The 22,254-nt window shown below is 70.1% G+C and carries 25 protein-coding genes; 14 read left to right on the top strand and 11 right to left on the bottom strand.

All coding sequences use genetic code 11. From position 1 onward, the window contains the following. The first annotated feature begins 470 nt into the window (after positions 1 to 470). The 3 genes from AC068D_RS22090 to AC068D_RS22080 are packed head-to-tail and all read left to right on the top strand — an operon-like array spanning position 471 to position 3,202. Positions 471 to 1,433: an ABC transporter substrate-binding protein gene (locus AC068D_RS22090; RefSeq protein ID WP_478824730.1), complete on the top strand. Its 963-nt coding sequence runs from the start codon at positions 471 to 473 to the stop codon at positions 1,431 to 1,433. Positions 1,434 to 1,479: 46 nt separating this feature from the next. Then, positions 1,480 to 2,439, top strand: coding sequence for an amino acid ABC transporter permease (locus AC068D_RS22085; protein WP_478824729.1), 960 nt, complete (start codon positions 1,480 to 1,482; stop codon positions 2,437 to 2,439). 1 nt (position 2,440) lies between these two features. Next, on the top strand, positions 2,441 to 3,202 hold the full coding sequence (locus AC068D_RS22080; RefSeq protein ID WP_478824728.1) for an amino acid ABC transporter ATP-binding protein: 762 nt from the start codon (positions 2,441 to 2,443) through the stop codon (positions 3,200 to 3,202). A gap of 99 nt (positions 3,203 to 3,301) precedes the next feature. Here AC068D_RS22080 and AC068D_RS22075 read toward each other — a convergent pair whose 3' ends face one another. Then, positions 3,302 to 4,066, bottom strand: a complete 765-nt coding sequence (locus AC068D_RS22075) for a class I SAM-dependent methyltransferase (RefSeq protein ID WP_478824727.1) — start codon at positions 4,064 to 4,066, stop codon at positions 3,302 to 3,304. 91 nt (positions 4,067 to 4,157) lie between these two features. On the opposite strand from AC068D_RS22075, the gene AC068D_RS22070 reads away from it, so the two are divergent. Then, positions 4,158 to 4,796 (top strand): CGNR zinc finger domain-containing protein, encoded by a 639-nt coding sequence (locus AC068D_RS22070; RefSeq protein WP_478824726.1) that lies wholly within the window; start codon positions 4,158 to 4,160, stop codon positions 4,794 to 4,796. Here the strand turns inward: AC068D_RS22070 and sodX are convergent. Beyond that, complete coding sequence (gene sodX, locus AC068D_RS22065; RefSeq protein ID WP_478824725.1) at positions 4,691 to 5,119, bottom strand: nickel-type superoxide dismutase maturation protease; 429 nt, start codon at positions 5,117 to 5,119, stop codon at positions 4,691 to 4,693. The genes AC068D_RS22070 and sodX overlap by 106 nt on opposite strands. Before the next feature lie 174 nt (positions 5,120 to 5,293). On the opposite strand from sodX, the gene sodN reads away from it, so the two are divergent. After that, positions 5,294 to 5,689, top strand: coding sequence for a superoxide dismutase, Ni (gene sodN, locus AC068D_RS22060; protein ID WP_093652587.1), 396 nt, complete (start codon positions 5,294 to 5,296; stop codon positions 5,687 to 5,689). 125 nt (positions 5,690 to 5,814) lie between these two features. Then, positions 5,815 to 6,864, top strand: coding sequence for an amidohydrolase family protein (locus AC068D_RS22055; RefSeq protein WP_478824724.1), 1,050 nt, complete (start codon positions 5,815 to 5,817; stop codon positions 6,862 to 6,864). A gap of 19 nt (positions 6,865 to 6,883) precedes the next feature. On the opposite strand, the gene AC068D_RS22050 is transcribed toward AC068D_RS22055, so the two are convergent. Further along, positions 6,884 to 7,849 carry a LysR family transcriptional regulator gene (locus AC068D_RS22050; protein ID WP_478824723.1) on the bottom strand — a complete coding sequence of 322 codons (966 nt, stop codon included), beginning with the start codon at positions 7,847 to 7,849 and terminating at the stop codon, positions 6,884 to 6,886. 194 nt (positions 7,850 to 8,043) lie between these two features. On the opposite strand from AC068D_RS22050, the gene snpA reads away from it, so the two are divergent. Then, positions 8,044 to 8,694: a snapalysin gene (gene snpA, locus AC068D_RS22045; RefSeq protein WP_478824722.1), complete on the top strand. Its 651-nt coding sequence runs from the start codon at positions 8,044 to 8,046 to the stop codon at positions 8,692 to 8,694. A gap of 563 nt (positions 8,695 to 9,257) precedes the next feature. Here snpA and AC068D_RS22040 read toward each other — a convergent pair. The 3 genes from AC068D_RS22040 to AC068D_RS22030 all read right to left on the bottom strand — a co-directional run bounded on the left by AC068D_RS22040 (position 9,258) and on the right by AC068D_RS22030 (position 10,844). Then, a complete protein-coding gene (locus tag AC068D_RS22040) occupies positions 9,258 to 9,704 on the bottom strand; it encodes a DUF6304 family protein (protein WP_478824721.1) in 447 nt (148 codons plus the stop codon). A gap of 94 nt (positions 9,705 to 9,798) precedes the next feature. After that, positions 9,799 to 10,074 carry a hypothetical protein gene (locus AC068D_RS22035; RefSeq protein WP_478824720.1) on the bottom strand — a complete coding sequence of 92 codons (276 nt, stop codon included), beginning with the start codon at positions 10,072 to 10,074 and terminating at the stop codon, positions 9,799 to 9,801. Between the two features lie 185 nt (positions 10,075 to 10,259). Next, a complete protein-coding gene (locus tag AC068D_RS22030; protein ID WP_478824719.1) occupies positions 10,260 to 10,844 on the bottom strand; it encodes a dihydrofolate reductase family protein in 585 nt (194 codons plus the stop codon). Between the two features lie 137 nt (positions 10,845 to 10,981). On the opposite strand from AC068D_RS22030, the gene AC068D_RS22025 reads away from it, so the two are divergent. Beyond that, the gene (locus tag AC068D_RS22025; protein ID WP_478824718.1) at positions 10,982 to 11,557 is read left to right on the top strand and encodes a TetR/AcrR family transcriptional regulator; all 576 of its coding nucleotides are present in this window, start codon (positions 10,982 to 10,984) and stop codon (positions 11,555 to 11,557) included. On the opposite strand, the gene AC068D_RS22020 is transcribed toward AC068D_RS22025, so the two are convergent. The 3 genes from AC068D_RS22020 to AC068D_RS22010 all read right to left on the bottom strand — a co-directional run bounded on the left by AC068D_RS22020 (position 11,541) and on the right by AC068D_RS22010 (position 14,800). Further along, entirely contained in the window at positions 11,541 to 12,179 is a 639-nt protein-coding gene (locus AC068D_RS22020; RefSeq protein ID WP_478824717.1) for a GNAT family N-acetyltransferase, read from the bottom strand. The genes AC068D_RS22025 and AC068D_RS22020 overlap by 17 nt on opposite strands. 78 nt (positions 12,180 to 12,257) lie before the next feature. Next, positions 12,258 to 13,298, bottom strand: a complete 1,041-nt coding sequence (locus AC068D_RS22015) for a family 2 encapsulin nanocompartment cargo protein polyprenyl transferase (RefSeq protein ID WP_478824808.1) — start codon at positions 13,296 to 13,298, stop codon at positions 12,258 to 12,260. Positions 13,299 to 13,384: 86 nt separating this feature from the next. Beyond that, positions 13,385 to 14,800, bottom strand: coding sequence for a family 2B encapsulin nanocompartment shell protein (locus AC068D_RS22010; RefSeq protein ID WP_478824716.1), 1,416 nt, complete (start codon positions 14,798 to 14,800; stop codon positions 13,385 to 13,387). A 214-nt stretch (positions 14,801 to 15,014) separates the two neighbouring features. Between AC068D_RS22010 and AC068D_RS22005 the strand changes: the two genes are divergently transcribed. Both AC068D_RS22005 and AC068D_RS22000 read left to right on the top strand, forming a co-directional pair. Continuing rightward, positions 15,015 to 15,683: an N-acetylmuramoyl-L-alanine amidase gene (locus AC068D_RS22005; RefSeq protein WP_478824715.1), complete on the top strand. Its 669-nt coding sequence runs from the start codon at positions 15,015 to 15,017 to the stop codon at positions 15,681 to 15,683. A 56-nt stretch (positions 15,684 to 15,739) separates the two neighbouring features. Continuing rightward, complete coding sequence (locus AC068D_RS22000) at positions 15,740 to 16,711, top strand: 1-aminocyclopropane-1-carboxylate deaminase/D-cysteine desulfhydrase (RefSeq protein ID WP_478824714.1); 972 nt, start codon at positions 15,740 to 15,742, stop codon at positions 16,709 to 16,711. Here AC068D_RS22000 and AC068D_RS21995 read toward each other — a convergent pair. After that, the gene (locus tag AC068D_RS21995; protein WP_478824713.1) at positions 16,690 to 18,288 is read right to left on the bottom strand and encodes a Na+/H+ antiporter; all 1,599 of its coding nucleotides are present in this window, start codon (positions 18,286 to 18,288) and stop codon (positions 16,690 to 16,692) included. The genes AC068D_RS22000 and AC068D_RS21995 overlap by 22 nt on opposite strands. 44 nt (positions 18,289 to 18,332) lie before the next feature. On the opposite strand from AC068D_RS21995, the gene AC068D_RS21990 reads away from it, so the two are divergent. From AC068D_RS21990 to AC068D_RS21980, 3 genes are all read left to right on the top strand, one after another. Next, on the top strand, positions 18,333 to 18,593 hold the full coding sequence (locus AC068D_RS21990) for a UBP-type zinc finger domain-containing protein (protein WP_478824712.1): 261 nt from the start codon (positions 18,333 to 18,335) through the stop codon (positions 18,591 to 18,593). Positions 18,594 to 18,834: 241 nt separating this feature from the next. Then, positions 18,835 to 19,248 (top strand): ATP-binding protein, encoded by a 414-nt coding sequence (locus AC068D_RS21985; protein WP_018845530.1) that lies wholly within the window; start codon positions 18,835 to 18,837, stop codon positions 19,246 to 19,248. Further along, positions 19,137 to 20,258: an RNA polymerase sigma factor SigF gene (locus tag AC068D_RS21980; protein ID WP_478824807.1), complete on the top strand. Its 1,122-nt coding sequence runs from the start codon at positions 19,137 to 19,139 to the stop codon at positions 20,256 to 20,258. The genes AC068D_RS21985 and AC068D_RS21980 overlap by 112 nt, the downstream gene beginning before the upstream one ends. Positions 20,259 to 20,728: 470 nt before the next feature. On the opposite strand, the gene AC068D_RS21975 is transcribed toward AC068D_RS21980, so the two are convergent. Continuing rightward, on the bottom strand, positions 20,729 to 21,160 hold the full coding sequence (locus AC068D_RS21975; RefSeq protein ID WP_478824711.1) for a hypothetical protein: 432 nt from the start codon (positions 21,158 to 21,160) through the stop codon (positions 20,729 to 20,731). A 96-nt stretch (positions 21,161 to 21,256) separates the two neighbouring features. Here AC068D_RS21975 and AC068D_RS21970 point away from each other — a divergent pair, with 96 nt between their 5' ends. Further along, a complete protein-coding gene (locus AC068D_RS21970; RefSeq protein WP_478824710.1) occupies positions 21,257 to 22,225 on the top strand; it encodes a diacylglycerol/lipid kinase family protein in 969 nt (322 codons plus the stop codon). Positions 22,226 to 22,254: the final 29 nt, after the last annotated feature.

The raw sequence follows: 22,254 nt of genomic DNA, 5'->3' as shown, positions 1-22,254 counted from the left end.
TGGGCGGGTTGGCCCACCCGCCAGGGGGAGGTACGTACGCGCGGGCGCGCCGCACAACGCGCCCCGAGCCCCGGATGAGGGGTGTAAGGATCCTTCTTACCGGACGATGCCACCGCCGACGAGTCCATTATTCGCGCAGTGAGCGGTCGGTGACGCGACTCATACGCAGGTCGTGACGAGTCGGGACCAGTGGGTGAAACCCGCCATGAATCGCATCCACGCGTCGAGACGGGACCTGAAGATTTTCCGGCCGACAGAGGGAAAAACCGCAGATGATGCGGCCTGTGGTGGCCGGATGTACCGGCCTGTGTCAGTTCGGGGGGTCACCCGTTATCCGATTTTGACATGCGGAGGACGCTGAATGGGCTGATCCGAATGGCAAGATGCCGGAAACACACGGGATGGCGACACTCGAAGGTGAGTACGCATCCCGCCTGGCAATTCCCTTCACATGCCGGAGGACCACGATCATGACCGCAAGCACCACCCGTCGCACGACCGCCGCCAGGTCCCGGATCGCCGCGGTCGGCGCGATCGCGGTCGCCGGCTCGCTGATGCTCACCGCGTGCGGTGACCAGACGAACTCGGGTTCGGGCACTGCAAAGGAGAGCGCGGCCGGCAGCAGCGCCCCGCTGTTCGACAAGCTGCCGAAGAAGTACCAGTCCGCCGGAGTCATCAAGGTCGGCACGGACGCCGCCTACGCCCCGATGGAGTACGAGGAGGGCGGCAAGATCGTCGGTATCGACCCCGACATCGCCGCCGCGCTCGGCAAGGAGCTCGGCGTCAAGTTCGAGTTCACCAGCGGCACCTTCGACGGCCTGATCTCGTCGCTGAACACCGGCCGCCAGGACGTCGTCATGTCCGCCATGAGCGACACCAAGGCCCGCCAGGAGGGCCTGGACGACAAGGGCAAGAAGACCGGCGAGGGCGTCGACTTCGTCGACTACTTCACCTCCGGTGTCTCGCTGCTGGTCAAGAAGGGCAACCCGCAGAAGATCACCTCGCTCGACGACCTGTGCGGCAAGAAGGTCGCCGTCCAGCGCGGCACCATCTACGCGGACACGTTCAAGGCCCAGGCCGCCAAGTGCGAGAAGGACGGCAAGGGCAAGCTCACCATCGAGGCGTTCGACACCGACGCCGAGGCCCAGACCCGTGTGAAGTCCGGTGGCGCCGTGGCCGACCTCAACGACTACCCGGTCGCCGCGCACATCGCGAAGACCGCGGGCGGCGGCAACGACTTCGAGGTCGCCGGCGGCCAGACCGACGCCGGTCCGTTCGGTATCGCCGTGGACAAGGACAACGCCGAGCTGCGTGACGCGCTGAAGGAAGCCCTGGACGCGATCATCAAGAACGGCGAGTACGCCAAGGTCCTGGAAAAGTGGGACGTCAAGAACAGCGCCGTCACCGAGGCCACGATCAACGCCGGTAAGTAAGTCCTGGCGTACCTCGCCTCAAGCGTTCCACTGAAGGGCAGTCACTGTGACTGACAAGTTCGACAAGACGCCCGCCGACGAGCCCCCAACGGGCTCGTCGGTGAGCAAGGAAGACGCCGTCGCCGCTCACCCCGAGCAGATCAAGGCGATCCCGGTGCGGCACTACGGGCGCTGGGTCTCCGGCGTGATCGTGCTGGCGCTGCTGGGCTGGCTCGGCTTCGCGTTCTCGCAGGGCGACATCCGCTGGGCCACCATCGGCGACTACCTGTTCGACGACCGCATCATCGCGGGTGCGCTCAACACGATCCTGATCAGCGTTCTGTCGATGCTGATCGGCCTCGTGCTGGGCATCGTCTTCGCCGTCATGCGGCTCTCGAAGAACCCGGTCACCGGCGCGGTGGCCTGGCTGTACATCTGGTTCTTCCGCGGCACCCCGGTGTATGTGCAGCTGCTGCTGTGGTTCAACCTGGCGCTGATCTTCCCCATCCTGAACATCGGGTTCTACAAGGACGAGATGGTCGACGTCATGACCCCGTTCCTCGTGGCCCTGCTGGGACTGGGGCTGAACGAGGGCGCCTACATGGCCGAGATCGTCCGGGCCGGCATCCAGTCGGTCGACGAGGGGCAGACCGAGGCGTCGCACGCCCTGGGCATGCCCACGGGCAAGACCATGCGCAGGGTCGTGCTGCCCCAGGCGATGCGGGTGATCGTGCCGCCGACCGGCAACGAGTTCATCAACCTGCTCAAGACCTCCTCCCTGGTATCGGCGGTTCAGTACACCGATCTGCTCCGGGCGGCGACGAACATCGGCTCCACCTCCTTCGCCATCATGGAGATGCTGATCGTCGCGTCGATCTGGTACCTGGCCCTGACCAGCGTCTTCAGCGTCGGCCAGTACTACGTCGAGCGGTACTACGCCCGCGGGTCGCTGCGCCAGCTGCCACCCACTCCGTGGCAGCGCGTCAAGACGAACCTCCGCTTCCTTCCCAGCCCCAGGGGGGTGTGACATGACCGCCATGGTGAAGGCCGAGGGCGTACACAAGTCCTACGGCGCAGCCCACATCCTCAAGGGCATCGACCTGGAGGTCGCCCCGCGTGAGGTGTTCTGCCTCATCGGTCCCTCCGGCTCCGGCAAGTCCACCTTCCTGCGGTGCATCAACCACCTGGAGAAGATCAACGCCGGCCGGCTCTCCGTCGACGGCCAGCTCGTCGGCTACCGCCAGAAGGGCGACAAGCTCTACGAGCTCAAGGACAGCGAGGTCGCCCTCCAGCGCCGTGACATCGGCATGGTCTTCCAGCGCTTCAACCTGTTCCCGCACATGACCGCCCTCGAGAACGTCATGGAAGCTCCGGTCCAGGTCAAGGGCGAGACCAAGTCGGTGGCCCGCGAGCGGGCCGCCCGCCTGCTGGACCGGGTCGGGCTGGGCGACAAGGCCAACAACTACCCCTCGCAGCTCTCCGGCGGCCAGCAGCAGCGCGTCGCCATCGCCCGTGCGCTGGCGATGGAGCCGAAGCTGATGCTCTTCGACGAGCCCACGTCCGCCCTGGACCCGGAGCTGGTCGGCGACGTCCTCGACGTCATGCGTGGCCTCGCCGAGGAGGGCATGACCATGGTCGTGGTCACCCACGAGATGGGCTTCGCCCGCGAGGTCGGCGACTCCCTCGTCTTCATGGACGGCGGCGTCGTGGTCGAGTCCGGCAACCCGCGCGACGTGCTGACCAACCCGCAGCACGACCGCACCAAGGCGTTCCTGTCGAAGGTGCTGTAGCAGGCGGACACAAGGGCGGGTACGGGCGTGTGATGTGCCCGTACCCGCCCTTCGCCGTACCGCCGCGGACCGCTCGGGGGCGGCGGCGGCACGGCAGGGCTACTTGACGGCGAGCACGAGCGAGTCGGACGGCGACGCCCAGACCGCTCGGGCCTCGGCGAACCCGGCCACACGCAGTGTGCGGGCATGCCACTCCAGCGAGGGGGTGTCGCCTTCGGCGTGCTCGCCGTAGATCTCGAAGCGGCGCGCGGTCGGGCCGGCCAGTACGGGGTCCTCGGCGGCCAGCGCCCACCAGTCGGCCCAGTCGAGCACTCCGGCCGCCCTGGCCCGGTCCATCGCGGCATGGCGGTGGGCGCGCTCGGCGGCGTTGATACGGGGGGTGGACTCGTCCCTCATGTGGTCGGCGTTCATGAAGACGCCGCCGTCCGCGACGAGGCCGGCGATCCGGCCGTAGAGGGTGGCGAGCGGCCCGGTGCGGATCCAGTGCAGGGCGGTGGCCGTGAGCACGGCATCGTACGAGTCGTGCGGCAGGGCCGCGGTCCAGTCCGGGTCGGTGAGGTCGGCGGTCACGAAGGTGACGCGTTCGTCGCCCGCGAAGTACCCCTCGGCGATGGAGAGCAGCGCCGGGTCGAGATCCACCCCGACACTGACGGCCTTCGGGAACCGCCTGAGCAGCCGGTCCGTGATACTTCCCGTACCGCACGCGAGGTCCAGGACCCTCGGCTGGGGGCCGACGACGGCCTCGACCATGTCGAGCATCACCCGGAAGCGCTCCTCGCGATCGGGCATGTACCACTCCTGCTGGCGGTCCCAGCTCTCCTGCCAGGCCGCCCAGTCCGTGCCCGTCGCGGCAGTCTCCGTCATGGAACTTCCTCCACTCCGTAATACCCTCGAACTCAGAGCATCTCTTACCTGATCCCCGCCGACAGTAGACCCCACTCCGTAAGGACTACAAGTGGAACTGGCCTCTTACTCGGATTACGCCGTGCATCTGGTCAACACCGAGGAGCCTGCTCGCAACAAGGACGTACTCACCTCGGTCGAGGCGGTCCGCGAGCTCTTCGGGGCATCCGGCCAGGCCGCCCGCCGCGCGACGGACGCGGACGTGACGCGATTCCGCTCGGTACGGGCCCGGCTCCGCGCAGTGTTCGGCGCGGCCGACTCGGGCGACCAGACCCAGGCCGTCGACCTGCTCAACTCGCTGCTGCTGGAATTCCCGGTGAGTCCGCAGATCTCCGGCCACGACCATCTCGACGACGAGGGACGGCCTCGCTGGCACATGCACCTCGCCGACCATCCCTCCAATGCGACGGCCGGCTACGCGGCGATCGCCGCGATGGGGCTCGCCTTCCATCTCACCGAGTTCGGCGTCGACCGGCTCGGCCTCTGCCAGGCCGCGCCCTGCCGCAACGCGTACCTGGACACCTCCACCAACCGCTCCCGCCGCTACTGCTCGGACCGCTGCGCGACGCGGGCGAACGTCGCCGCCTACCGGGCCCGCAAACGCTTGGAGACGGACCGGACCGACCGGTCCGACAGCACCGGCCGCACCGCGGAGACCAGCCAGACCACGACGGAGCGCAGCGACCGCTGATCCTCCCCGCGCGGCCGGTACCGGGCCCGTACGCGTCCCAGGAGCAGCTCGTCGGGCACCGTGCCGAACACCCGGCTGTCCCCCTCCGCGTGCGGGTTGTCCCCCAGCACCCACCAGCCGCCCTCGCGCCGCTCGGCGAGCCGCTTCACGATCAGCAGGTCCTGCTGCAGCGGATGCCGCAGCACGGCCACGTCCCCCGGCCTGAGCACGGCCGCATAGTGCACGAGCAGCTGGTCCCCGTGCGCCAGCGTCGGATGCATGGAGGGTCCCGTCACCTCCGCGATCCCGAAGGGTGCCGCGGGCTCCCGTCCCAGCTCCGTCATGGTCCACCTCCCGGTGCCACCGCCCGCTCCCGCTCCGCTCCCACGGTACGTTCAGCCGACGGTCCCGTACCCACCCTGGACTTTTGACCTAAGCCCCAGGGGGCACTCGCGAAATCACGCCTCTCACGGAGTAATGTCCCACCTGAGAAGACGATCACGAGGAAGGACAGCTCAATGCTCTCCCGCCTGTTTGCCCCCAAGGTGAAGGTCAGCGCGCACTGCGACCTCCCCTGCGGCGTGTACGACCCGGCCCAGGCCCGTATCGAGGCCGAGTCGGTCAAGGCCGTCCAGGAGAAGATGGCCGCCAACGACGACCCGCACTTCCAGGCCCGCGCCACGGTCATCAAGGAGCAGCGCGCGGAGCTCGCCAAGCACCATGTGTCGGTGCTGTGGAGCGACTACTTCAAGCCCCCGCACTTCGAGAAGTACCCGGAGCTGCACCAGCTGGTCAACGAGACCCTGAAGGCGCTGTCGGCGGCGAAGGCGTCGACCGACCCGAAGACGGGTGAGAAGGCGCTGGAGCTCATCGCCGAGATCGACCGCATCTTCTGGGAGACAAAGAAGGCCTGAGGCCGTCCGCTCCGCCGCAGCACCCTCATCCGCACCCGGTCCGCGTTCCTCCGCCGCACACATGGCGGCGGTGACGGCCGGGTGCGGTTGTGCATCATGGCCGGAACCCGAACCGGAGGCATGAGATGTTACGAGTGAGGGGTGTCGTCCTGCCCGAGCGGGAGGAGCGTACGTTCTGGATCGACGGGGACCGGCTGCGCGCCGACCCGGCGCCGGGGGCCGACGCCGAACTCGTCGTGGACGGCGGCTTTCTGCTGCCGGGGCTCGTGGATGTCCACACGCATCCCGGCACGGAGACGACCGATGTGCCCTTCGACGACTCCGTGCTGCGCAAGCATCTGCTGCAGCACAGGGACGCCGGGGTGCTGCTGGTCCGCACGCCCGGGACCGCGGCGAGGATGCCGGAGTGGGTGGACGGTGACGAGGAGCTGCCCCGTGTGCGGTCGGCCGGACGATGGCTGGCGACACCCGGGCGGTTCTTCCCCGGGTTCGGGCGCGACGTCCGTGAGGACGAACTGGCGGCAGCGGCGGTCGAGGAGGCAGCGGCGTCGTCCGGCTGGTGCAAGGTCGTCGGTGACTGGCGGTGGGACGAACCCGCCGTACCGCTGGATCTGCTGACCGAGGTCGTGGCGGGCGTGCATGCGGCGGGCGGCCGGGTCGCCGTGCACTGCCAGACGGCGGAGGGGGCGCGCAACGCCGTGCTCGCCGGGGCCGACAGCCTGGAGCACGGGATGCACCTGGATCCGGGACTGCTCGACCGGATGGCCGCACAGGGCACGGCATTCGTGCCGACGCTCGCCGTCTTCGGCGCGAAGGCGGGCAGCTTCTCCGCTCGCGAGCGCAGTCCGCATCGGGACGACTTCCTCGCCGGCTGGGAGGGCATGCTCACAAACGTCCGCTCGGCGCACGAGGCCGGAGTCACCGTCCTCGCCGGCACCGACAGCTTCCCGTGCGGCACGGTCGCCGAGGAGTCGGCCTGGCTGGTGCGCGCCGGCGTGCCCGCCGAGGCGGCACTGGGCGCGGCGTCGTGGACGGCCCGCGACTGGCTGGGCCTGCCGGGTCTGACGGACGGCGCGCCCGCCGATCTCGTCGCCTACGAGACGGATCCGGCCCTCGATCCGGACGTTGTGGCGCATCCTTCGCGGATCATCCTCCGCGGGCGCGTGGTCCGCTGACGCCGCGTCGGCGGAAGGCTCACGCTGCGGGCGTCTGAAGCAGCGGGCTCTTGTTGCGCAGCAGCCACTGGCGGTACGGCGCAGCGCGGAAGGCCGCCTCGCGGTAGGCCGCGGCAAGATCGCGATGGACGAGTTCGTACTCCTCGGCGCCTGCTCCGCGACGGTGGCAGAGGAGCAGCCGCACCGCCAGCGGGTCGCCTCGCAGTGGGCGGATGGCCATGTCCTCGCGGGGGGTCGAGGTGGGCTGGCAGGGGGCGACCGCCTCGCCGACCACGATGAGGGAGGCGGCCGTGTGGTAGTCCGCGTGCAGGATGGGCGGGTCGATACCGGCCGCTGCCAGGACGCGGCGCAGGCCGGCCCACTCGCCGTCGACGGTCGGATCGACCATCCAGCGGTCGTCGGCGAGGTCCCGCAGATCGACCACCGCCGCCGCCGCGGCCGGATGATCACGGGCCATGGAGATGAACTGGGGCTCGCGCTCGACGAGGACGCGCAGTTCCAGCCCGTCCGGTACCCGCAAGGGGCATCCCTCGACCTCGTGGACGAAGGCCACGTCCAGCTGCCCGGCAGCGACCATCCGCAGCAGGGCGTTGGCCGAGACGTTCATATGGAGGGAGAGGTCCCTGCCCTCCGGCAGCCGTTGCCTCAGACGCCGTAGCCAGCCCGCGAGGGCCCGGCTGGCCGTGGAACCGATACGCAGCCGGGAGTCGTCCGCCCGGGCGACGGCCGCCCTGGCCTCCATGACCAGCGCGGACATTCCGGCGACGAGCGGACGCGCCCGGCTCAGCACCGCGAGGCCGAGCGGGGTGGGCCGGCAGCCGGTGCGTTCGCGCGAGAACAGCTCTCCCCCGAGGGCGTTCTCGATGCGCCGCAGCTGGGTCGTCAGCGAGGGCTGACTCATTCCCAGCAGTCGGGCTGCCTTGTGCAGGCTGCCCGTGTCGGCGATCGCGCACAGGACGCGCAGGTGCCTCACCTCCAGCTCCATGGCTTGAGCGTAGGACGGCACCCACCGTCACACCAGACACCTGAGTCGCAGCAATTTCCTTGATTTTCACGGCACTTGGGGGCGATCGATGGCGTGATGCCATCGCGCTATCGCCAGTTGACATCATCCCCAGCCGACCGGAGCTCCCCGAAACTCTCCCCTACCGATCCCCACTCGGACGAGGAGAACCCCCCATGAGACATCCCAAGGCGTTATCCTGCGCCGCCCTCGGTCTCGGTCTCGCAGCCGCGCTGACCGCCGCCACCCCCGCCACCGCGACCACTGCCGTCCCCACCGGCAATGGCGCGTCCGCCGTCGCGTACGAAGGTTCCTCGGAGGACGCCAGGGCGACCAGGGCCTTCTTCGACGCCGTCGTCAGGTCGGTCGCCGAGAAGCGCGCCAAGAACCCGGGCGCCCGGGCCGTCACCGTGATCTACAGCGCGAGCAGCGCCCCGAGTTTCCGATCCCAGATATCGCGCAGCACGCAGATCTGGAACGGCTCCGTCTCCAATGTGCGGCTGCAGGAGGGCAGCAACCCCGACTTCCGGTACTACGAGGGCAACGACCCGCGCGGCTCCTACGCCAGCACCGACGGTCACGGCCGCGGGTACATCTTCCTCGACTACCGGCAGAACCAGCAGTACAACTCCACCCGCGTCACCGCGCACGAGACCGGCCATGTACTGGGGCTGCCCGACCACTACTCCGGCCCGTGCAGCGAGCTGATGTCGGGCGGCGGCCCGGGCACGTCCTGCCAGAACGCCATTCCGAACGCGGCCGAGCGCGCCCGCGTCAACCAGCTCTGGGCCAACGGCCTCGCCGCCGCCCTCGCGAAGGTCTCCTAGGGTCTCTCGTGTGGGTCGGGCTGGATCGGTGAGCGGGGTCCGGTGCGTGCGATCGCAAGGCGGAGGAAGGATTCCACGCGAAGCGTGGGCGACCGACGACAACGCTGCGAGCGTGCGTGCCGGGGCACACGAGCCCGGCACGATCCGAACGAAAGGCCCACCCCTCGCAGAGATCCCGCCTCATGGCGCCCCGCGTCCAGGAAGCCGCACCTGGACGCGGGGCGCCGGCGCGAGGACGGCCACCTCCGGCTGCCGCTGCCGGAGCCGCCGCCCGTCAAGCAGCCGGAGGGCGGAGCCGCCCGTGCGGTGTCCCGACGGTCCGCCGCGAATCCCGCAGGCCGGTTCGTACGGCCGGTCGGGGGGCCGGGCGAGGTCACCCTCGTCGGGGACCTCCCGGGCGCAACTCCGAAGGAGCGCTCCGGGCACTCCGACGACGCAGCGTGCAGGTACCTCCCAGCGGTTGCCGGCGGAGCGCCGCACAGGGCGCCAGGCGCCGCTTGAACCGCTCCGGCACGTCGAACTCCGGCACGGCACCGGCGGCGGAGCAGCGGCGCGCCCTGCGTTCAGGCCCTTTCCAGCAGCCTCCGCCCGAAGGCCGCTCCCGCCGGCAACTGCCGCCGGATACGCCCGAGCGCCTCGTCGAAGTCGCCGCCCGCGATCCCGGACTCGTACGCCGCCCCGCCGAAGTGCAGGGTCAGACTCAGGTCGACCCGGTCCGGACGGCCGTCCGCCCCGCGCTCGCCGAGCGCCAGCAGACAGCTGAGCGTGGCCTGCTCCACGGCCCCGTCCAGGGCGACGGACAGCGGCAGGTCCCATTCCACTACGCAGCCGGCAAGGGCCTCGTCCGTGTCCGCCGCGCCCAGGGCCGCGAAATCCGGGCCCGCGTACTCAATTCCCCTGATACGGGTGTGCACTCCCCGCCCGCCCTCGGCAACCGCGATCGCGATCGCTTCCGTACCCCGGCGGTCCCGGTACCAGCCGGTCCAGACTTCCGTCGACTCCGATGACATGGCGCGGACTGTAGCGGTATGACTGGCTCCGCCGTACATCCGGCCACCCCTTCGAATGCCTCGAACACCCGAACGGCCGTATCACGCGCCCCCGCTAGGCGGAGGAACCCGGTGCCGGGCCCTCGGCCGGCTCGCCGTTCGCACCTTCGGTGCCGGTGGAGCGCTCCGTGGCGACGTCCGGCGCCTCCGCCCCGGGGGGCCCGGCGTGGAGCGCACAGGAGGTGTTGTGACAGGGTCCGGGGACCCATTCGGGGACGAATGCCCCCAGGATCTTGCGCCGTTTGATGGCGGTACCGACAGGCTGTCCGCAGGACGGGCACACATACTCACCCTGCGGGCGGCGGACGGTCCGGCGTCCTTCGCTGCCCATGCGTCAAGGATAGGGCGGCGCGCCCGGGACGAACAGCGCACGGCAGCACGGCCGGCCGCACCGTCGGCTGCACGGCCGTCACCCCCGTGCCCTCACGGCCACAGCGGGGCCGCTGTGCCCGGGCGAGCGGCGTCCCCACGACCACCGGCCGCACCCCCGCGCACCCGACCCTCCCGTGGCACGCTCTACCGCTTCCTGCTGTACTTCCGCACGACCACGCCGTTGTCGAAGGTCCGCACCCAGTCCAACGTGAAGTCGGTGACAGCGAATCCGGTGGCGAACATGGGCATGCCGGCGCCGTACACCTGCGGGTAGGTCTTGATCACGAGCTCATCGATCTCGTCGAGCAGCTCCCCCGCGATCTGCGAGCCGCCGCAGAGATAGATGTCGAGCCCGCCGTCCTCGGCCTTGAGCTCGCGGACCCTGCCGACGAGGTCGTCGGAGATGATCTCGACATTGGGGTCGGGGGACTTCTCCAGAGTGCGCGAAGGGACGTACTCACGCAGTTGCGCGTAAGGGCTGGTGACACCTATGTCCAGCGCCAGCTGGTAACTGCCCCGCCCCTGGATCAGCGTGTCGAAGTGCTTGTTCTCGGCGTCCTGGATACCCATGGCCTCACGGCCCTGGAACGGAATGGTCTCCGGGTACTCGGTCTTCAGGAACTCCAGGTACTCCGCGCCCACGAAACCGAACATGGACGAGGCATCGCCGTCGGGGTCACCGATGAAGCCGTCGATGGAACAGGCGATGAAGTAGGTGAGCTTGCGCAAACCGGTCCTCTGTTTCTGTAGGGGTCAACCGGTTCAGCCCGTTCCCCCGAGCCGAACCACTTCGAATATAGTGCTCCATCCGTAGTGGTTACGCAAGGGTCTTTCACCGAAGGCATCCCGAGGAGGTACACGGAGAGATGGCCAGAAACCCGGAGCGCAGGATCGCCCTGGTCGACGCCGCCATTGAGGTGCTCGCCCGCGAAGGAGCTCGTGGCCTGACGTTTCGTGCCGTCGACAGCCAGGCGGGCGTGCCCACGGGGACGGCTTCCAACTACTTCGCGAGCCGCGACGACCTGTTCACCCAGGCGGGCGCCCGGATCCATGTGCGCATGACCCCTGATCCGGACCAGGCCGACGAAGCGATGCGGCCCGCCCCCACGCGTGCGCTGTACGTCGAGCTGATGCGCTGGCTCGTACGGCGCATGGCAGCCGAGCGCACCGGCTATCTCGCCATGCTGGAGCTGCGGCTGGAGGCCACCCGCCGCCCGGCGCTGCAGGCCGAGCTCAACCGGGCGATCCGCACCGAGCTCGACGCGAACCGCCGCCTGCACCTCGATTCCGGTCTGCCGGGCGACGCGGATGCCTTCCTCGCGCTCTATCTGGCCATGACGGGCCTGCTGCTCGAGCACTTCACCCTGCCCGAGGTGCTCGCGGACCGGGAGCTCGACGATCTGGTCGAGACAGTCGTCACCCGGATCATCCCCGAGAAGTGAGCGGCTCCCCCACCGGCTCGACACTCCGGCCGGCCCCGGGCTCCCGCCACATGGGCCACATGTGCGGGCCGTCGGGCAGATCGACGGTACGTCCCGTGAAGGCGAAACCGAGCCGCTCGTACAGCCTGCTGCTGCGTGCGCTGCTGGCCTCCAGATAGGCGGGAACGCCGTCACGGTCGCAGCGCTCCAGCACGGGGGCGATCAGTGCAGTGCCGAGGCCCTCGCCCTGCCGGTCCGGGGCGACGGCTATGAGCAACAGAAACTCGTGCGCCCTGTCGTGCGGATGGACCGCACCGGTCAGCCGCCCGATGAGCTCCGCACGCTCGTTCTCCGGGTCGGCGATCTCACGCATCCGCGCGGGGGTGTCGTCCTCCTCCTCGGGCGGCCCGGCCGGCACCTGGAGCCAGAGCGCCGCAGCCGTCCCGTCCTCGGTCATGTCGACCCGGCCCTCGGCCAGCACGAGGTCCAGGAAGACCCCCATGAAGACGCCGTGCACCTTGCGGCGGTGGTTCTCGTCGGGAAAGACCCAGCTGCTCACCGGATCGTGCATGAACGCCTCGTCGAGCAGCCGCACCACTGTCCCGCGATCGCCCGCACTCGCCTGCCGTATCCGCACGCCCACGCCCGGCCCCTCTCTGGGAACATCAACTGGTCGCTGTGATCCTAGAGTTGGGGACCGGGCCACCGCACCCGGCGATGCTCAGCGAGTGCGGCGTGTGACGAACTCCGCGAGGGACAGCAGATCCCCCGCAGCCGCAAGATCCGGCACGGCCCGGGACAGCTGCTGGACGGCCCGCGCCATCCGGTCCGCCGCCTGCAGCTGCGCCCAGTCGCGGCCGCCCGCACGGTCCACGGCATCGGCTGCGCGGCGGACGTCCTCGGCGTCCATCGGCCGCGTGTACAGCCCGGCCAGTTCCGTGCCCGCCGCCGTACCCGAGCTCAGCGCCGCGACGACCGGGAGCGACTTCTTGTGTGCGACGAGATCGGCGCCGGCCGGTTTGCCCGTGCGCTCGGGGTCGCCCCAGATCCCGATCAGATCGTCGATGAGCTGGAAGGCCAGCCCCGCCTCCCGCCCGAAGGCGTCCATAGCCGCGATCTCCTCCTCGTCCGCCCCCGCATAGAGCGCACCGAGGGCACAGGCGCATCCCAGCAGCGCCCCGGTCTTCGCGGTCGCCATGGCGATGCATTCGTCGAGCGAGACCTCGTGCGGGTCGAGCTGCTCGAAAGCACAGTCCGCCTGCTGCCCGGCGCACAGTTCGATGATGCACGCCGCGAGCCGGGCGGACGCCCTGGCCGACGCAGGGTGATCGTCCTCGGCGAGCAGCCGCAGCGCGAGGGCGAGCATGGCGTCACCCGCGACGATGGCGTCGGGAGTGCCGAACACCGTCCATGCCGTGGGCCGGTGCCTGCGGGTCGCATCCTCGTCGATCACATCGTCGTGCAGCAGCGTGAAGTTGTGCGCGAGCTCGACCGCGGCCGCGGCCCGCACGGCCTGCTGCGGGTCTCCGCCGAGCGCCCGTGCGGCGGCGAGCACCAGAGCGGGCCGGATCGCCTTGCCCGCCCCGTCGGCGGCCGGGGTGCCGTCGGCGTGCTCCCAGCCGAAGTGGTACATCGCGACACGGCGTATGGATCCCGGCAGGGACTCGACCGTGTCCCGCAACCGGGGATCGACGAAGGTCCGGGTGCGCTCCAGGAGTGCCGCTGCCTCGTGGCCATCGGTGGCGGCATCCGTGCTGGTCATGGTCACGGTCTTTTTCCTCCGCGGACGTAATGGGGGCGGGGACGGCCGGCACAGGTGGCCGTCCCCGCGGTTCAGCGGGCGCCCGGTCAGCGCCAGCGGCTCACTTCGACGTTCTCCAGCACACCGAGGGCGTCGGGCACGAGGATCGCCGCGGAGTAGTAGGCCGTGACGAGGTACGAGATGATCGCCTGCTCGTCGATGCCCATGAAGCGGACCGACAGACTCGGCTCGATCTCGTCGGGGATGCCGCTCTGCTGCAGCCCGATGACGCCCTGGTCGTCCTCGCCCGTTCGCATGCACAGGATGGACGTCGTCCTGGAGTCCGAGATCGGGATCTTGTTGCAGGGAAAGATGGGCACTCCGCGCCAGGCCGGAATGCGGCTCCCGCCGATGTCCACGGTCTCCGGGTAGAGACCCCGCCTGCTGCACTCCCGACCGAACGCGGCGATCGCACGCGGATGGGCGAGGAAGAGCTTGGAGCCGCGCCGCCGGGAGAGCAGTTCGTCCATGTCGTCCGGGCCGGGCACACCGTCGTGCGGCTGCAACCGCTGTCCGTAGTCGCAGTTGGCCAGGAGCCCGAACTCCCGGTTGTTGATGAGCTCGTCCTCCTGGCGCTCGCGCAACGCCTCGACCGTCAGCCGCAACTGGTGTTCCGTCTGGTTCATCGGCTGGTTGTAGAGGTCCGCCACCCGGCTGTGCACCTTGAGCACGGTCTGGGCGACGCTCAGTTCGTACTCACGAGGAGCCGCGTCGTAGTCGACGTACGTATGCGGAACGACCGCCTCGCCGACATGGCCCGCGGAGAGGTCGATGGCGGCCTCGCCGTACTTGTTGGTCCGCTGGTGGGGAATCGACAGGACCGAGAGGAGATGGGCACCGAGCGACTCCGCGCGGTCCGCGAGGGCGAGCACATCCTGTCGGGAGAGCTCCAGCGCCACGCACGCGGTCGCCGCCCGGGCCGTGAACTCCCACACGGCGTCCCCGTCGACCAGCGACCGGTCCCCGAAGTAGGCCCCGTCGGCGAGGACTCCGAGCACCGCCTCGTCGCCGTAGGGTCCGGTGCCGATCTGCTCCACACGGCCGTGGGCCAGGAGGAACACCCGGTCCGTCGCCTCGCCCTTCGAAGCCAGCACGTCGCCGGGCGCGAAACGCACCTGACGGCAGCGCTGCGCCAGCTCGCCCAGCACGGCTTCGTCGTCGAACCCCCGCAGCGGCGGCAGCTCGCCGAGCTCGGCCGGAATGACCTCGACCTGGCTACCGGTCTGGATGAAGGTGACCCGGCCGTCGCCCACGGAATAGCTGAGCCGGCGGTTCACCCGGTACGTACCGCCCTGGACCTGGACCCAGGGCAGCATCCGCAGCAGCCACCGCGAGGTGATCTCCTGCATCTGCGGCGCCGACTTGGTGGTGGTCGCCAGGTTCCGCGCTGCGGCCGTACCGAGACTCTGCTGCGGCAACGCCTGGCCCTCGCGCACCTCGTCACCAACCGAACCAACCGACATGAGACTCCCTCACATTCATGGGTTGACCTGCGAGGAAGAGCCTTCCAGCACGGAGAGTCCCGACGCCATTACACAAATGAGTGGGACTGATCGGAGAGGGACGGGGCACGGCGCGTCCGCCGGTGCCGGGCGAATCCTTCGACCCCTCAACGAGGTTGGGGTCGTGGCCGTTGTATCTGCGGCACACGTGACTCGAGTGGAAAAGGAGTAGGTCATGGCCCCACCCATGTCCGCGAACAACTTCCTCGACGCCCTGCGCGACGAGGGGCTGACGGTCGTCCAGGTCGGCGACTGGCGCACCCACAACCGCGATCACAGGGGTCCCTGGGGCCCGGTGAACGGCGTGATGATCCATCACACCGTCACCCGTGGCACTGCGGACACCGTCCGGATCTGCCGCGACGGGTACGCCTTCCTCCCGGGCCCCCTCTGCCACGGCGTCATCGCCAAGGACGGCTCGGTCCATCTGGTGGGCTACGGACGCGCCAATCACGCGGGGCCGGGCGACGACGACGTCCTGCGCGCCGTCGTCGCCGAACGGGCACTGCCACCCGACGACGAGGCGAACACCGACGGGAACCGTCACTTCTACGGTTTCGAGTGCGAGAACCTGGGCGACGGCGAGGACCCCTGGCCCGCGGTCCAGCTGGAGGCCGTGGAGAGGGCCGCAGCCGCGGTCTGCCGGCGCCACGGCTGGACGGCACGCTCGGTGATCGGCCATCTCGAGTGGCAGCCGGGCAAGGTCGACCCGCGCGGCTTCTCCATGACGTCCATGCGCGCCCGCATCGACGAACGGCTGGGGCGAGGGGCCGTGACGGCGCCGGGGAGGGGCCGGACGGCGGCCGGAGGGACACCGGTGGCTGTTGCCGGCGTGCCCGGGTGACACGGGCGGCCACCACCGGGCAACACCCTGCATGACGCCCGCGTGACAATGGCCGGGTGAACGCGTTCGACCTCGGTGCCCTCCGTCCCCGGCTCCCCTCCCCTCTGGAGCCGGTCGAGGACGAGCGCTTCACCCGGCACGGTGTGCGACTGCTGCTCAAGCGCGACGACCTGATCCATCCGGATCTCCCGGGCAACAAGTGGCGCAAGCTCGCACCGAATCTGCTCGCCGCCGCCGGACGGCCCGTCCTGACCTTCGGCGGCGCGTACTCCAACCATCTCCGGGCCACCGCCGCGGCGGGCCGGCTGCTCGGCTTCCGCACCATCGGTGTCGTCAGGGGCGACGAGCTCGCCGGCCTCCCCCTCAACCACTCGCTCGCCCGGTGCGCCTCGGACGGGATGCGGCTGCACTTCATCGACCGCGCGACGTACCGCCGCAAGGCCGAACCGGAGGTGCTGGCAGCAATACTCCACCGCCTCGGGGAGAGCGCGGAGCCCGGGGAGTGCCATGTCGTCCCCGAGGGCGGGAGCAACGCCCTGGCGGCACACGGCTGCCGGGAACTCGGGCTCGAGCTGCGCGGCGTGGCCGATGTGGTGTCCGTGGCATGCGGGACGGGCGGGACGCTCGCGGGGCTGGCCGCCGGACTCGCACCGGGCCAGCGGGCACTCGGTGTCCCCGTGCTGAAGGGCGGCTTCCTGGGCGAGGAGATACGGAATCTGCAGCAGAGCGCCTTCGGACGCCCGGCGGGCAACTGGTCACTGGACGACCGATTCCACTTCGGTGGCTATGCGCGCACCACTCCCGCACTCGACGCCTTCGCCGAGGACTTCGAGGCACGGCACGGGCTGCCCGTCGAACGTCTCTACGTCGCCAAGATGCTGTACGGGCTCGTCGCCCTCGCCGACGAGGGCGCGTTCCCGGCGGGAACAGCCGTGGCCGCCGTGATCACGGGGAGCCCGGAAACGGCTGCCGGGACCCGGTGCCCTTCGGGAGCCCCAGCGCCGCCTCAGTCCGACCCCTCCCGATAGGCGGCCGCCTCCTCGAGGTCCAGCCGCCGCAGCAGCGTCCGCATCATCTCGTCGTCGATGCGCCGCTCGTCGCGCAGCCGTACGAAGACCTCCCGCTCGGCATCGATCACCTCGCGCGCGAGCCGCCGGTAGGTGTCGTCCGCAGATTCCCCGGTGATCGGATTGCCGGCCCCGAGCCGCTCCCACACCGCGTTCCTGCGCCGCTCCAGGACGGAGCGCAAGCGGTCCGCAAGCGGTCCCGGCAGAGCATTGCGGTCATCGGCGAGCAGCTCCGCCAGGCGCGCCTCCGCCGCCGCGGACGCCTCGCTCTGCGCCTGCGCCTCGGCCAGGGTCTCTGCCTGCGCATCGCGCTGGGGCAGCTTCAGGGCCCGGATCAGCGGCGGAAGGGTCAGGCCCTGCACGACAAGTGTCCCGATCACCGTGGTGAAGGTCAGGAACAGCACCAGATTGCGGGCGGGGAAGGCCTCCCCGCCGTGCACGGTCAGCGGAATGGAGAAGGCGATCGCGAGGGAGACCACACCGCGCATCCCTGCCCAGCCGACGATCACGGGCGCCTTCCAGTTCACCCCCGGCTCCCGTTCCCGGATCCGGCTCGACAGCTTCCGGGGCAGGAAGGTCGCAGGGAAGACCCAGACGTAGCGGACCACCACCACGGCGACGAAGACGACCAGGGCGTACCAGACCGACTCCCCCATGCTGTACGAGCCGAGTCCCTGGACGACGTAGGGGAGCTGCAGCCCGATCAACGCGAAGACCGAGGACTCCAGGATGAAGGCCACCATCTTCCAGACGGCCTCCTCCTGGAGCCGGGTCGCGAAATCCACCTGCCAGGACCGGTGCCCGAGGAAGAGGGCGACCACCACGACGGCCAGCACGCCGGACGCCCCGACCTGCTCGGCCGCGGCGTACGCGACGAAGGGGATGAGCAGGGAGAGGGTGTTCTGCAGGAGCGCTTCCTTCAGATGCGTACGCAGCCAGTGGATAGGCACCATCAGGACCAGGCCCACGCCGACACCGCCGACCGCCGCCAGCAGGAATTCACCGATGGCGCCCGCCCAGGTCACGCCCTCCCCGATGGCCGCGGCCACCGCAACCCGGTACGCCGTGATCGCGGTGGCGTCGTTCACCAGGGACTCGCCCTGGAGGATCGTGGTGATGCGGTTCGGCAGTCCGAGGCGGCGCGCGATCGCGGTGGCGGCGACGGCGTCGGGCGGCGCCACCACCGCGCCGAGCACCAGCGCGGCCGGCAGCGGCAGATCGGGAATCAGCAGATAGACGAGATAGCCGACGACGACCGTCGCGAAGAGCACATAGCCGACGGAGAGCAGGGCGATCGGCCTGACATTGGCCCTCAGGTCGAGGTACGAGCTGTCCACGGCGGCCTTGTGCAGCAGCGGGGGAAGGATCAGCGGCAGCACGATGTGCGGGTCCAGCGTGTACGCCGGCACACCGGGCACATAGGCGGCGGCCAGCCCGACGGCCACCAGCAGCAGCGGTGCCGGTACGAATGTCCTGCGGGCGGCCGCGGCGATCACCGCGCTCGCCGCGATCAGAGCCACCAGTGGCAGAGCGCCCATCTCACCGACCTCACGTCCGTCACACCCGTCGTAATCTGGCAATCATGAGCGAGTGCCCGCATGTTCTCGACCTGCCGCGCCCCGAGCCCGCACAGCTGAGCGACACCTGTCGCGAATGTCTGGCGGACGGCACACACCCCGTGCAGCTGCGGCTCTGCCTGACGTGCGGACACGTGGGATGCTGCGATTCCTCGGCCAACCGGCACGCCACCCGGCACTCCGAGGGAACGGGGCATCCGGTGATGCGAACCCTGGAGCCGGGGGAGAGCTGGCGGTGGTGCTTCGTGGACGGTTCGATCGTGTGACGCCTGGGTACGTCAACCCTCCACCAGTTCTTCTCAATTGGGCCCGCAGACCTCTAGCCACTGTGCGTGCCCATGTGCTTACCATGAGTGACAGCGCCGGGTAGGGGTCCCTGCGACACGGCACCATGGATCGCGATAGCGTCGCCAGTCCAGGTACTGGCTGCGCACCGACGCGCAGCACTCGGCTCCGGGACCGTCCTCCCGGGGCCTCGATCGACCTTGTGCCACCTTGGAGGTGAGGGTGTCCCAGATCGCAGGCGAGCCCGGGACCCAGGACTTCGTGGAAGTCCGGCTGCCCGCTGCGGGTGCCTACCTGTCCGTGCTGCGTACGGCCACGGCCGGCCTCGCGGCGCGCTTGGACTTCACCCTCGACGAGATCGAGGATCTGCGTATCGCGGTCGACGAGGCGTGCGCGATCCTGCTGCAGCAGGCCGTACCGGGATCCGTCCTCAGCTGCGTCTTCCGGCTCGTCGACGATTCCCTCGAGGTCACGGTCTCGGCCCCGACGACCGACGGGCGCGCACCGGAGCGCGACACCTTCGCCTGGACGGTGCTCTCGGCACTGGCGGGCAAGGTCGACTCCTCCGTCGCGGACGACCGCACGGTCTCCATCAGCCTGTACAAACAGCGCGGCGCGGGACCCGGGCCGGCGTGAGGAACGGGGACGGTCCGGTGCGGGACGAGGAGCGCAGTCCCGGAGTGCCGGGCGGCGGGCGTGCGGCTCCGGCCGATCCGGTGTACGCACCGGCGGGCATCCCGGAGCAGCAGGCCAGGCCGCACCCGGCGGTGGATGGACGTGACGTGTCGGCCGCGGCGGACGCGGCGGAGCAGGCGCAGGCGCAGGCAGAGCGGGCGGCCCATATGAGCGAGCAGCACCAGCACCACTCAAAGGATCGTGAGCACCACGACCCGAACGACCGGAGCGAGGCGCGCTCCATGTTCATCGAGCTGCGCAAACTTCCGGAAGGGTCGCCCGAGCGAGCGAACCTGCGGAATCAGCTGGTGCGGATGCATCTGCCGCTGGTCGAGCATCTGGCCCGGCGGTTCCGCAACCGCGGGGAGCCCCTCGACGATCTGACCCAAGTCGCCACGATCGGGCTGATCAAGTCGGTCGACCGGTTCGATCCCGAGCGGGGCGTCGAGTTCTCGACGTATGCGACCCCGACGGTCGTCGGCGAGATCAAGCGCCACTTCCGCGACAAGGGCTGGGCGGTGCGGGTGCCGCGGCGGCTGCAGGAGCTTCGGCTCGCGCTCACGACCGCGACGGCGGAACTGTCCCAGCAGCACGGGCGCTCCCCCACGGTGCATGAGCTGGCCGAGCGTCTGGGGATCTCCGAGGAGGAGGTCCTGGAGGGACTCGAGTCCGCGAACGCGTACTCGACCCTGTCACTGGACGTCCCCGACACGGACGACGAGTCCCCGGCGGTCGCGGACACACTCGGCGCGGAGGACGAGGCGCTGGAGGGCGTCGAGTACCGGGAGTCGCTGAAGCCGCTGCTGGAGGATCTGCCGCCGCGCGAGAAGCGGATTCTGCTGCTGCGCTTCTTCGGGAACATGACCCAGTCGCAGATCGCGCAGGAGGTCGGTATCTCCCAGATGCACGTCTCGCGGCTGCTGGCCCGGACGCTGGCACAGCTCCGCGAGAAGCTGCTGGTCGAGGAGTAGCAACCGCGTCCGGGCTGCACGGTGGAGACTGCCTGCGCGGCACCGGCCACAGCCGCCGGTCCCCGGGGTGCCGACGTCCGGTGATACCGGGGGCACGGCCGCGAGCCGTTGCGTCCTCGGCCCGTGCGGCGGTTGCGGACGGGGCGGACGCGTCGGGATCCACCGCGGTACCGGCAACATCGCCGGAGCACACCCGGGTTCCGGCCGAGGCCAGTGCAGTGACCGGCAGGGATCACCGGCTCGCGACGCCTGTACGGCTCCGGCGGCTACCGCGGGGTGGGGGCACCCCCGGCGGAGCCAGGGGGAGTACCCCCCCCCCCCCCGCGCTGCGTTGTCGCATCACCCGAGTACGTCCGGTACGAGGGCGATCTCCACCGGCCTCCGACCGGGTGGGGCCCGCGGAGCCAGGGGGGTGCCCCCACCGCGGTGCGATGCTTCCCCTCGGCCTGGCGGGCCCGCGGAGAAAGCCCCTAGCGGCGGCTGCCCAGAGCCTGCGTCGTCGCCGGGTTGAGCACGAGAACCAGCCCCGTCACCGCCACCACCGCCAGGGCGATCCCCGCGGGAATCAGCGAGCCGGACGAGCGCAGGAGGGTCCAGGCCACCGGCAGGGCCATGAGCTGGGTGATGAACGCCGGGCCGCGGCTCCAGCCGCGGCGGAGGAGCAGTCCGCGGGCCGCCAGCAGCGGAATGATGCCGAGCGCGATCAGCGTTGCCCCGCCCGTTTCGGCCTGGGAGGTGCTGTCGGGGTCGCCGGTGAGACCGGTCACCAGCATGTAGATGCCGCCGACGATCAGGGCCAGGGCCTCCAGACCGCAGACGGCCGCCGCGGCGGTCAATCGGTTCGGGCGGGCTCCGGAGTCCGGGGCGGTGGTCGGCTCGGGGGTCTGCTCAGCACTGCTCACCCATGCAGGGTAGCCGTCGCCCCCGGAGCGCCTGGGCGGGTCCGGGTCCCGGGCCGGGGGTGAGCCCGGTACCGCGCGGTAGGTACCCTGGCGGCCATGCGCGCACTCCTCGTGGTCAACCCGGCAGCAACCACCACCAGTGCCCGCACCCGTGACGTCCTCATCCATGCCCTGGCCAGCGAGATGAAGCTGGAGGCCGTGACCACGGAGTACCGCGGCCACGCCCGCGACCTCGGCCGGCGCGCGGCCGAATCCGACGACATCGACCTGGTGGTCGCCCTCGGCGGCGACGGCACCGTCAACGAGGTCGTCAACGGACTGCTCCACGCCGGCCCCGACCCCGACGCCCTCCCCCGGCTCGCCGTCGTCCCCGGCGGTTCCACGAATGTGTTCGCCCGCGCTCTCGGCCTTCCGAACGACGCCGTCGAGGCGACCGGAGCGATCCTGGACGCGCTGAGCCTGCGCAGCGAACGGACCGTCGGCCTGGGTCTGGCATCCGGCACGCCGGGCACGGACGACGAGGGCGTGCCGCCCCGATGGTTCACGTTCTGTGCCGGATTCGGCTTCGATGCCGGAGTCGTCGGGCGGGTGGAACAGCAGCGGGAGCGCGGCAGGAGATCGACCCACGCGCTCTACATACGCCAGGCGGCCCGCCAGTTCCTCGAGGATCCCTACCGCAGGCGCGGCGCGATCACGCTGGAGCGGCCCGGAGCGGAGCCGGTGAAGGACCTGGTTCTGTCCATAGTCTGCAACACCTCCCCCTGGACCTATCTGGGCAATCGGCCGGTGTACGCGTCCCCCGAGGCTTCCTTCGACACCGCCCTGGACGTCATGGCACTGAGCCGTCTTTCAGCCGCGGCGCTGGCCCGCTATGCCACTCAGCTGCTCACTTCGACCCCGCAGCGCGGCCCGCGGGGCAAGCACGTCGTCTCCCGCCACGATATGACGGACTTCACCTTGCATTCGAAGGCCCCGCTCCCCTTCCAGATGGACGGAGACCACCTTGGGCTGCGTACGAGCGTGACGTTCACAGGCGTTCGCCGTGCACTGCGTGTGATTGTGTGAGTGGAAGGGCCCAAAGTCCTTGCACTCGA

Source organism: Streptomyces sp. NPDC043861 (assembly GCF_056435905.1).
The sequence above is the reverse complement of the archived record's forward strand: the minus strand, read 5'-3'. Positions and strand labels throughout refer to the sequence as shown.